Raw genomic sequence first — 463 nt, forward strand, 5'->3', positions numbered from 1 at the left:
GGTCCGGTCATCGGTGGGTGCGGCGGTCAGCGCCGTGTGGTCGATCTTGCCGTTGGCCGTCACCGGCAGCTGGTCCAGGACCACGAACCGGCTGGGCACCATGTAGTCGGGCAGCCGTTCGCGCAGGACGTCCGCCAGCTCCTGGGCGGTCGGCGGTTCGCTCGCGCCCCGGGGCGACAGGTGCGCCACCAGTCGTGGCCGTCCGTCGGAGCCGCGCACCGACGACACCACGCACTGGCGGACCGCCGGATGGCGGGCCAGCACCGCCTCCACCTCGCCCAGTTCGATGCGGTGCCCGCGGATCTTCACCTGCCGGTCCACGCGCCCGAGGAACTCGATGGTGCCCCCGGCGGTCCACCGGCCGAGGTCCCCGGTGCGGTACAGCCGACGGCCCAGCACGGAGTGGACGGCGAACCTCTCGGCGGTCTGGACCGGATCGGCGGGGTAGCCGCGGGCCCGCCCC

At 74.5% G+C, this 463-nt stretch carries 1 pseudogene; it reads right to left on the reverse strand.

Features of this window, described 5'->3' with window-relative positions:
• Positions 1–463: pseudogene (locus tag B7767_RS36785) on the reverse strand (AMP-binding protein); the annotation flags it as partial.

The sequence above is a fragment of the Streptomyces sp. 13-12-16 genome (assembly GCF_002114215.1).
Lineage (GTDB): Bacteria > Actinomycetota > Actinomycetes > Streptomycetales > Streptomycetaceae > Streptomyces.